The following is a 9939-nucleotide window of genomic DNA, read 5'->3' as shown; positions in this document are numbered from 1 at the left end:
AACTATTAATATCTCTCGAAATTAACTGTCGGATTAAATTGTGTTACGTTTGTTACTTACCTTAAATATTGCTATTTAAGTACTGTTGTTTCCATTCTTTCAAAGAACTTTAATCTCAAACTCAGCATCACTGCCTCGTTCAAAACTATTTGATCATGTCAGAGATCCGATCTCTTCAGGCCTTACTGCCTTAACACTTTCTATTTTTTTAAGAGCTTTTTGCTTTATCAGCGTGCCGTTTCGTTCGATTCGGGTTGCAAAGGTAAAGACTTTTTACTTTATCAACCAAATGTTTTTTAGAATTATTTTTTCGTTTCCTTCTTACTAAACACCTGATTTTCAATGAGCTGTGATCGTTTTTCGATCGGGTTGCAAAGGTAACAGTTTTTATTTTCTGACCAAATTTATTTTGAAGTTTTATCTCCTTTTTTATTCGATCCGTACTGTTATCTTTCAATGAACTTACTTCCTTTAGAAGCGGGGTGCAAATATAGGAGAGAGTTCATTATCAACAATCAATTCTGTTGTTTTTTTCTCAGCTTTTTTTGCCATCCACCTCTGTAAAGAACTACCCTTGTTATTGGGGACGCGAAGATAGGAATTAACTGCTTCCCTCCAAATAAAACTTACTGATTTACCAAAGTTCTTTCCGTAGTAGCAAAAGCTTGTTACCATATACAGCTCATCACCCCTACAGATACCAGCTATATAATAGATATAGTTGTCTCACCGCACCAACGATACAACATGATCAATTCCCCTTTATCTTCTTCAGGTATTGCTCCCGGCAGGCTTTCAATTTCGCATCATACCCTTCCCTATCTATAAAGACAGAAGGATTGTAAGTATCACCAGGTTTATGCTTGCTATGAAGCCCAAACTGACTGGCATGCGACGCCAGCCAGATATCGAAGGATAATTTTTGCATGGCCTCCAGCGTATAAGCATAATCTTTCGAGATCGCAGGATAAGCAGGTATAGCTGAAAAGGACTTGCCGGTAACGATAGTGGGAATATTGGCAATCAGTACACGATAAGTACGCTGCTCATCTTTTACATCGAACAGGAAACTGCAGGATCCCTTCGTATGCCCCGGGTGATGTAACAGTACCAACTGCATCCCTCCTAGCTGTATACTATCTCCATTATGTAATACACGGTCTACTTTTACAGGAGCAAACTGGCTGTTACTACTCCCAAACGCATAATCAGACCGCCCCCCATCGGCAACTACGGCCGTATCGCCTTCATCGATCATCAATTTGGCCCCGGTCCATTGCTTCATGACGGCCATTGCTCCCATATGATCGAAATGCGCCTGCGTATTTAAGAGTATTTTGGTATCGGTGAGTTTAAAACCCAATGCTTCAATATTGGCCTTGATCAAAGAGGCAGAAGCTGCCAGCCCCGTGTTGATGAGTATATTACCCTTCGGCGTAACAATGAGATAACATGCCAGGTCATAAGTTCCTACATAATAAAGATTACCCGCAACCCGGAAAGGCTGGTAAGGCTTACTCCATTCGGGATCAACATCTGTAGGTTCAACGACTTTTTGCGCAGATGCCAAGAAACAAAAACATAACAGACTGATTAGTAATAAGTTATTTTTCATAAATAGATACTGTATCAAATGGGCGATAAGACTTCAAGATATAAGTTATTACCGGTATTACAGAAACAAACCAACTAAATAATATGGAAAAGCCACCTGGTAGAAGTCGGGTAACCGATGTCAAAGGACGGATACCGGGGGTACAGCCATTACCACACCAATTTTTGCAGCAAGCAGGTTACACCGGGCCATGGCTATATAAATAAGAAAAGGCCATTGAAAACCAATGACCTTTTCTGAATGCCCAGGACAAAGTCCATAGCATATCTTATGAGTTGCTGCCCTAAAGCCGTCCTAAAGCCGTTTAAGAGGCGGTCGGGCGTTCATTTATGGGGTAATGATCAAAGAGCTTCCGCCGGCAATTTCTACCAGTTCAATATCGAAGATCAGATCTTTTCCTGCTAACGGAGGGTTGGCATCGAGTACAACAGCGTCTTCTCTTACTTCAGTAACCACTACTGGCAGTTGCTGACCTTCACCGTTGCTCATGCTTAACACCATACCTGCTTCGGGTTTCAGATCCGGAGGAAAACGATCGATGGGGAATTCCATGATCAGGTCTTCCCGCTTAGGACCATAAGCCTCATCTACCGGGATATTCACTGTTTTCTTCTCTCCTTTGGTCATACCAAGCACACCATTATCAAAACCACTGATCACCATACCAGCGCCCACTTCAAACTCAAGCGGTTCGCGTCCCTCACTGCTATCGAAGGTAGAACCATCATTTAACTTTCCATGGTAATGTACCTTGACGGTATCTCCCTTTTTAACTTGTTGCATAGTTTTTCTTTAGTTTATAAAACAAAGGATATCCTTATCCCTCGGCCGGATAGAATATCCGCAGGGAAGGTAGTGTTTTCTTGTTACAAATCACAGGCCGGAAGACCAGGAGCGAACGCCCACTCCTATAACAACACCATTTTGTCCTGGTTTTTAGAGGAGAAAACAGGTGTATTCAGCCAAAAATGCCCGATTGGGGCTTCATTTGCACAAGACAGAAAGGAGTATGCTGTTTTTGAGAGTACATTTGCGCTTGAAACAGCACATTTAGATCGAGAATTATGGAACAGTACGATAGCAACAGCAGGAAGCCTTTTAATGAATTACGGATCGTGTTTATGGGTACACCGGAATTTGCGGTGTCTTCATTAGACGCGTTGGTCGAAGCAGGATGCCATATCGTAGGTGTTGTTACAGCCCCCGATAAACCAGCCGGCCGCGGCATGAAGCTTACAGCCAGCGCTGTTAAACAATATGCCGTTTCAAAAGGATTGACGGTTCTCCAGCCCGAAAAACTACGGGCGCCCGAGTTCCTCGAACAACTTCGCTCCCTGCAGGCCGACATACAAGTAGTCGTTGCTTTCCGCATGCTTCCTGAAGTCGTATGGAACATGCCTCCTATGGGTACCATCAATGTTCACGGCTCTCTCCTGCCCCAATATCGTGGCGCGGCGCCTATTAACTGGGCGGTGATCAACGGCGAAAAAGAAACAGGCGTTACTACATTCAAGCTGCAACATGCCATCGATACAGGTAATATTCTATTACGGGCTACCTTGCCAATAGGTGAAAACGACACTGCGGGCGAAATACACGACCGGATGAAAGTGCTCGGCGCCAATGTGCTGGTGCAGACCATCAAAGAACTGGCAGCAGGTACCTTAACCGAAATCGACCAGTCCGGCCTCGCAGCTGAAGATGCCGCATCCATTAAACACGCCCCCAAGATATTTACAGAAACCTGCACTATCGATTGGAACAAGTCAACCGATGCGATTCATAATCTCATCAGGGGTTTATCCCCTTACCCCGGCGCATTCACTCACCTGGATGGCAAGATCCTGAAGATCTTCCAAAGCAGGAAAGAAACGACAACACCCGCTGTACCCCCCGGCACAGTAGAAACAGATGGAAAAACATTTTTACGTTTCGCCACGGCAGATGGTCATATCCAGGTACTGGAACTGCAACTGGAAGGAAAAAAGCGGATGCCGGTTTCAGAATTCCTGAAAGGCTGGCGGAGAGAGTAAAAACTGTTGCCAGGTTTAATCCATGGCTCCCGGTCATTTCGTATACCAACCAACGCTGCTATTAAAAAAGACGACAGAACTAACCCGCTTTTCATTCATTGTTAAATGATGCTATCGTTTCATTTTTAAAGACAAATCCAGGGCTAGTATTCACCAGGTCCAGATACTACTTCTTTTTTTGGGGCGAGTGTATAACCGGCTCAACACGATATCCCATTTTCCTCAATTTCATGATCAACCCGTTTTTGTATTTCAGATGATCCAAACCTACCGCTATAAAACAAGCATCTTTATCCAACAATGCAGGAATTTGCTCCATCCATAACTTATTCCTTTCATCCATCAACTCTCGCTCGAATGGACTTTCATTTATTTTTTCAAAATTGTATTCAATATTCCTCTCTTCGTATTCCGACAGTCTGCGCTGCATCAATTTGTCCCCTTTCTGAACAAAATCTACAATTGTTTCTGCCATCGCCTTCAATTGCTCTTCCGGCGACTTAATTACCTTGTCCATAATAGATTCCAGCGTCACGTCAGTTTCCAATCCTTGTATCTTTTTATGATCACTGAGCGCTATATTGTAAATAGTATCATCTATAAAATAATGCTCTTCGCCCTTTATCATATACTGCTCGATAGTGGGATACCAAACAATCCCCAACAGGTAATTAATCGACGTATTACCATTCAACTCCTCCAGTCCCGTTATATTCTGACTCCCCCCGTTTTTTGCCAGGTATTGATCTACCAGTTCGTAGTCTGTTTTTGAAAATACCGTTCTAAAGTCTCTCTTTTCTGCAAGCGCATGAGTGGTCTGAGTTAGTTTAGCATTTTTCCTGCTGGTATCTGTTTTACCCGCGCTTCCCCGCTCCCGCTCAACCACCAACACATTCGCTTTATGTATTAGTGAGGAGACCCCGGGAAAGGAATCAAGGTATCTTCCGGAAAAAACATGAGCGGTTCCAAACAAATAGGAGGTATGCTGTCCTTTACCACTAACCTTCCACAAAGCAGTGCCCACCTTACCAGTTTGTGCCATAGCTGCAAAATTCAACAAGACTAAACATGCAACGTATATCGCTTTCATAACATAGTAATTAGTGCTTCAATATTTTAGAGAACTTCTGTTCTAAATTTATTAAAAACAAGTCAGCCTCAACTCACTTTAACAATCCAATAAAGATGTCATCTAAATAACAAACATACCCGCCTCCCATTGCCATCCCTAACGCGAGATGATACCCGAGATCAAGATATTTCTTCAGCATCTTTTGTTCAATCTCGTTCTTCAACAGAACCAGATAAGCCTTCCCTTTAGAAAACTCAACTTCCATTCCACCGTGGATCTTCATTAAACAGGTTTCCATATTCTGGATTTCAAGGTATATTAAATAGCTGCATTCGTTCTATGACCACTATCAGTTCATATCATTATTTGCCGGCTGCTTGCTCCCTTTGCCAAATAAAAAAAGGCCGACCAATTGGCCAGCCCTTTTTTGGATTATAAGTTTTTATCCTAGTCGTAATAAGCGATGGTTATCTGGAACTTCAGATCTGAGATCCCAAGTGCATCTGCAGCAGCATTGCTGATACGGTAAGAGAGCCCCTCGTTTTCTTTGAGGTCGCCCATGTTCCATAACACTTTTGCATAGATGGTTTTATTGCCGTCAGCATTGGTAATTTTTACAATGGAGCCGGGAGCGATATCGTTTACCAGGATATAATATTTTTTATCAGTCCAGCCACTGGCAGTTTTAAAAGTCATAGCTGTTCCGGAAGCCTTTTCCAGTGAACGTCCTGCCACATCTACTCCGAATAACGATTCGAAATAACCCTTATCGGTCACTTTTGATGGGTTGACATATGGCTCCGGTTTATTCGCCATTGTCGTACCCGTCGTTGCCGGCGGAGTAGACGAAGTGGCATTGCCAGCCGCTGGCGTAGTATTTACCGGGGCGCTGCTGGTTGGCGGCGGTGTAGTAGCTACCGGGGGAGCTGTATTCACCGGCGTATTGTCAACCGGTGTCGTCGCTACGGGTATTTCTGCCGGCGTTGTATTTTGCACGGGCGCTGATTCAGGCGCATAGGCTCCGATAGTCAGTACCTGTCCAATGGAAACATTATCACCTTTCAGGTGGTTCCAGGATTTGATCTGGTCTACTTTAACGTGATAGGTTTGTGAGATCCGGTATAATGTTTCGCCTTGCTTTACAGTGTGTGTGGTCGTAGATCCGGCTGCCAGAGGCGTCGACGTTGTTGCTGCGGGAGCTGAAGCCGCTGGCTTTGATGCCGCTACGGTTTTCCCCGATGCAGGAATCTTTACTTTCTGCCCTATAGCCAGTTTACTTCCGGAATTCATGTTGTTGAGGCGCATGATATCCCCTACCGTCGTTTTGTATTTTGCACTCAAAGCCGATAAGGTTTCGCCCTGACGAATCGTATGCGTAATTACACCGGTTTGCGCCTGTACACGCATAGCCATTGTTCCAGTAAGCATACCTAAGAAAAGTATAAGGGTATGTTTCTTCATCATCATGCAATAAAAATACGGGTAATTTTACTCTTTTAAAATTCTCCATTCAACAGGATAATAATTATTTACCCTGCCGGGAAGGACCTTCACCCAACCCAGGTTTACGCCCTCGTACTGTACTATTGTCCAGCCTTTTACAACTGACGTTATATTAACTTCTTTTTTCCTGAGATATTGTAATGCTGTTTCTTTATCTACTGCTACCGAAGGTAAACCGGCCTTCATCAGCAAGCTTAATGCCAGTTCATGATCGGGGACAAGGTCCTTTCCTTTCAAGGTACCTACTGCCGCCCCTGCTTTACGCAGGTAAAGATGTTGTTGCAATAGTGCTATATGTTCCTTTTGCACTGCCGGAGCAGCAAGGATCAATTCATTTTGCTTAAAGAAGAAACGTTCCGCATCTTCATTCAGCCAGTTGGCTACCGTAGCAATTTCCTGTTTCGTTGCAGCCGTAAGGTTGTTTTTTTTAACATACCGTACTGGATTGCCGGAGGTTTTGCGCAGCACTGCCATAAAGAATCCTTCACCCTTCGCCTTATTGGGATAAAAACGATAACCGGCTGCATGATGTTTATCTGATTCAACTGTTTCTATACCCCATTGCGGGTCTACGGCAACAGCGCAGGATTCGAGATCAAACTCATTGATCATCCAATCGAGCATATCTTCGTTTTCTTCTTTCGAATAAGAACAGGTGGAATAAATGAGCAGGCCGTTTTCCTTCAATACGGGATAAATATCGGCGATGATACGCTGCTGGCGCTGGCTGCAAAGCATCACGTTCTCTTCGCTCCACTCTCCTATTGCGGCGGGATCTTTGCGAAACATGCCGCTGCCACTGCAAGGTGCATCAGCTACAATAAGGTCGAAATAATTCCCGAGTGGTTTGAAATGTGCCGGATCATTATTGGTAACTACCACATGGTGGGTTCCCCACTTCGCAAGATTTTCTACGAGGATGGCAGCCCGGGTTCTGATCACTTCATTGGCTACGATAAACCCTTCGGGGAAAAAAGATGCCAGCAGGCTGCTTTTGCCACCCGGAGCGGCGCAGAGATCCAGTACCTTGTACTGTAAAGATTGATCTGGCAAATGCTGCGCAGCTTCTGCAGACTGACCAATATGCCGACCTGTCTGGCCCGTCAGCTGCTGTAATGCCTGCCACAGGAACATACTGCTTGCTTCCTGCACATAATAGGTTCCTGCATGGAACAAGGGATCGAGCGTAAACGAAGGACGTTCTTTCAGGTAATATCCTGTAGGGCACCAGGGAACCTGGCTTTCTATGGGCAACCAGTCGCCCGGAGCGGCTACGGATGGCTGTTTGGCGGGATTCAGCCGTACCGATGTAAGCTGCGCCCCTGCTTCATGAACCTGCACAAAGCCTTCACGTTCAAAGCCCCGGATACCTTCCAGGGCTTTGAGCAATGATTCGGGTATAATATTATTATTCTTCAGTTGCACCTAAAATACGGAAAACAGCACCATCCATGGATTGATCGATACGAAGCTGGCAGGCCAGGCGGCTGTCGCTACCTGCGTCGGGCAAGGTATCGAGCATATCTAATTCCTGGTCGTTGGCGTTGCCAAGACGTTCACCGCCTTCTAATACCTGTACGTGACAGGTGGCACATAAGGCCATGCCGCCACAGGTGGCCAGGATATGGTATTCGGAAGCCTTCAGCACTTCCATGAGACTGAGGCTTATATCGTCGGGGATTTCCAGTTGTTGTCTTTCGCCGTTGCGGTCTTCTACTGTAATATTAATCATCATGGGCGCAAAAGTATTACAATCCTTGCAACTATACGTCCCAAGAATACATTAACACCAGTTAGAACGCGTTAACGCCGTTTACAGTCGTGTATTTGAAGCTCAAACGCTGATCGGGATATACAAACTTGAAGGCGCTGTGACACATTAAGGCCGCCTCGTGGAAACCGCACAGGATAAGTTTCAGTTTGCCGGGATAAGTATTGATATCACCAATGGCGTAAATGCCGGGGACGTTTGTGGAATAGTCTTCGGTATTTACCACGATAGCCGATTTATCGATATTGAGTCCCCATTCTGCAATAGGTCCTAATTTAGGGCTAAGGCCGAATAAAGGGATCAGATGATCGGCTTCCAGAGCTGTTACTTCATTGGCCTGGTCGGCAATGAACACCTCTTTCAGATGACCGTTACCACCGATCCTCACTACGTTGGATTTCAGTAACAGGTTGATCTTGCCTTCTTTAGCAAGGTTAAAGACCTTTTCTGCAGAATCCGGCGCCCCTCTGAAAGTATCGCCCCTGTGTACCAGGGTCACTTTTTCAGCCACCTCGGAAAGGAAGATGGTCCAGTCGAGCGCAGAGTCACCGCCACCGGCGAGTACTACCTGTTTGTTCCTGAACAGTTCAGGGTTTTTCACCATATAGGCTACTCCCCTGCCTTCGAAGTCTTCGAGACGCTCAATCGTAGGTTTACGTGGTTCGAAGCAGCCCAGACCGCCGGCGATCACGATCACTTTACAATGCACTTTAGTGTGTTCATTGGTAGTAACAATGAAAGACTGGTCTTCCTGGCGGGTGATTTGCTCCACGCGCTCGCCCAGGGTAAAAGTGGGCTTGAACGGATCGATCTGATCCAGCAGGTTGTCAACGAGTTCCTGCGCTTTCACCGTTGGATAACCCGGGATATCATAAATAGGTTTATGGGGGTAGATTTCAGACAACTGACCGCCTACCTGGGGTAAGGCGTCCATTAAATGGCAGCGCATTTTCAACAGCCCTGCTTCAAAAACAGCAAATAAGCCTACCGGTCCGGCTCCTATAATACAGATATCGGTTGAGATCATTTCCATTACTTTGTGAAATTTCAGGATGCAAAAGTAAATCTGTGCAACGAGACTGCGATGCCGATTTCGGGAATTGTTTTATTTAAAACGGAAAACCTTGTTAAAAACGCACCGAAAAGTGCTGTTTTATCTTGAAATCAGGCTTAAACAGCACGATTCCAATAAAAAACAGGTCTATTGTCATGGTCACAGCCTCGTGGTGCTGTACTTCGGCCCATGCCTTTTCCATTTCTTCACTCCAGTGAATATCGTCGAGAATAACGATACTGTTTTCACCGGTATGGGCCAACAGCTGCTTAAAGTATTGAATAGTAGGTTCATAGCGATGATTACCATCTATAAAGGCGAAGTCTACACCCGATTCTTTACAAGACTCCAATACTTTAGGTAACGTGAGGTCGAAGTTGCCTTCTACCAGTTCTATGTTTCTAAGGCCAAGCTGCCTGAAGTTATCGCGGGCAACGGCTGCCACGGCAGGAGCGCCTTCCATGGTAATGACCCTGGCTTTTTCGTTCCCGCTGGCGAGATACGACGTGGTTACCCCCAACGAGGTGCCAAGTTCAATGATTGTTTTAGGCTGATAGAAATTGACCATCCGGAAAAGCAGTTTCCCGAATTTGGGCTGCTTTAACGCTGAGCGGGCGATAGACGATACTTTGCGCTGCAAGTTGGAATTAACGCGTGATCCGGCGCCAAAATCCTGGATCTCGAGCACTTTATCGGTGTGTTTAAGCCAGGAGCGCATGCCTTCTATCGGCTGGTAACAATAATATTCTCCTTTATCGTTCAGGACCTTTTCTATAAACTCAAATACAAAGGGGGAATGAACGCCATGCCCTTTGCTATTGGAGGAATTGCGCCAGTAATGAAGCCATTTACCGGCCAGTTTATATTTTGAATACATAATTATCTGTCATA

General features: G+C 45.1%; 9 protein-coding genes. 1 reads left to right on the top strand and 8 read right to left on the bottom strand.

The annotated features are described in order from the left end of the window. Positions 1-751: 751 nt before the first annotated feature. Together bla and ESB13_RS23570 are read right to left on the bottom strand one after the other, a co-directional pair. Positions 752-1615 carry a subclass B3 metallo-beta-lactamase gene (bla, locus tag ESB13_RS23575; RefSeq protein ID WP_129006543.1) on the bottom strand — a complete coding sequence of 288 codons (864 nt, stop codon included), beginning with the start codon at positions 1613-1615 and terminating at the stop codon, positions 752-754. 327 nt (positions 1616-1942) lie between these two features. After that, positions 1943-2398 carry an FKBP-type peptidyl-prolyl cis-trans isomerase gene (locus ESB13_RS23570; protein ID WP_129006541.1) on the bottom strand — a complete coding sequence of 152 codons (456 nt, stop codon included), beginning with the start codon at positions 2396-2398 and terminating at the stop codon, positions 1943-1945. A gap of 281 nt (positions 2399-2679) precedes the next feature. On the opposite strand from ESB13_RS23570, the gene fmt reads away from it, so the two are divergent. After that, positions 2680-3648, top strand: coding sequence for a methionyl-tRNA formyltransferase (gene fmt / locus ESB13_RS23565; protein WP_246022670.1), 969 nt, complete (start codon positions 2680-2682; stop codon positions 3646-3648). A 166-nt stretch (positions 3649-3814) separates the two neighbouring features. Here the strand turns inward: fmt and ESB13_RS23560 are convergent, their stop codons facing one another. The 6 genes from ESB13_RS23560 to ESB13_RS23535 all read right to left on the bottom strand — a co-directional run bounded on the left by ESB13_RS23560 (position 3815) and on the right by ESB13_RS23535 (position 9925). After that, on the bottom strand, positions 3815-4738 hold the full coding sequence (locus ESB13_RS23560; RefSeq protein WP_129006539.1) for a TraB/GumN family protein: 924 nt from the start codon (positions 4736-4738) through the stop codon (positions 3815-3817). Between the two features lie 429 nt (positions 4739-5167). Further along, entirely contained in the window at positions 5168-6148 is a 981-nt protein-coding gene (locus ESB13_RS23555; protein ID WP_164974335.1) for a LysM peptidoglycan-binding domain-containing protein, read from the bottom strand. Positions 6149-6208: 60 nt separating this feature from the next. Continuing rightward, on the bottom strand, positions 6209-7648 hold the full coding sequence (locus tag ESB13_RS23550; RefSeq protein ID WP_246022669.1) for a methyltransferase RsmF C-terminal domain-like protein: 1440 nt from the start codon (positions 7646-7648) through the stop codon (positions 6209-6211). Then, complete coding sequence (locus ESB13_RS23545; protein ID WP_220399756.1) at positions 7632-7958, bottom strand: 2Fe-2S iron-sulfur cluster-binding protein; 327 nt, start codon at positions 7956-7958, stop codon at positions 7632-7634. Before ESB13_RS23545 ends, ESB13_RS23550 begins: the two co-directional genes overlap by 17 nt. A gap of 58 nt (positions 7959-8016) precedes the next feature. After that, positions 8017-9027 carry an NAD(P)/FAD-dependent oxidoreductase gene (locus ESB13_RS23540; protein ID WP_220399755.1) on the bottom strand — a complete coding sequence of 337 codons (1011 nt, stop codon included), beginning with the start codon at positions 9025-9027 and terminating at the stop codon, positions 8017-8019. Between the two features lie 94 nt (positions 9028-9121). Further along, positions 9122-9925, bottom strand: a complete 804-nt coding sequence (locus ESB13_RS23535) for an O-methyltransferase (RefSeq protein ID WP_129006535.1) — start codon at positions 9923-9925, stop codon at positions 9122-9124. Between the last annotated feature and the right edge of the window lie 14 nt (positions 9926-9939).

Source organism: Filimonas effusa, from assembly GCF_004118675.1.
GTDB classification, from domain to species: domain Bacteria; phylum Bacteroidota; class Bacteroidia; order Chitinophagales; family Chitinophagaceae; genus Filimonas; species Filimonas effusa.
The sequence above is the reverse complement of the archived record's forward strand: the minus strand, read 5'-3'. Positions and strand labels throughout refer to the sequence as shown.

What these genes read in the sequence shown, in the direction of transcription:
- bla (WP_129006543.1), bottom strand. Translation starts at nt 1,615, where the DNA reads ATGAAAAATAACTTATTACTAATCAGTCTGTTATGTTTTTGTTTCTTG.
- ESB13_RS23570 (WP_129006541.1), bottom strand. Translation starts at nt 2,398, where the DNA reads ATGCAACAAGTTAAAAAGGGAGATACCGTCAAGGTACATTACCATGGA.
- fmt (WP_246022670.1), top strand. Translation starts at nt 2,680, where the DNA reads ATGGAACAGTACGATAGCAACAGCAGGAAGCCTTTTAATGAATTACGG.
- ESB13_RS23560 (WP_129006539.1), bottom strand. Translation starts at nt 4,738, where the DNA reads ATGAAAGCGATATACGTTGCATGTTTAGTCTTGTTGAATTTTGCAGCT.
- ESB13_RS23555 (WP_164974335.1), bottom strand. Translation starts at nt 6,148, where the DNA reads ATGCTTACTGGAACAATGGCTATGCGTGTACAGGCGCAAACCGGTGTA.
- ESB13_RS23545 (WP_220399756.1), bottom strand. Translation starts at nt 7,958, where the DNA reads ATGATGATTAATATTACAGTAGAAGACCGCAACGGCGAAAGACAACAA.
- ESB13_RS23540 (WP_220399755.1), bottom strand. Translation starts at nt 9,027, where the DNA reads ATGGAAATGATCTCAACCGATATCTGTATTATAGGAGCCGGACCGGTA.
- ESB13_RS23535 (WP_129006535.1), bottom strand. Translation starts at nt 9,925, where the DNA reads ATGTATTCAAAATATAAACTGGCCGGTAAATGGCTTCATTACTGGCGC.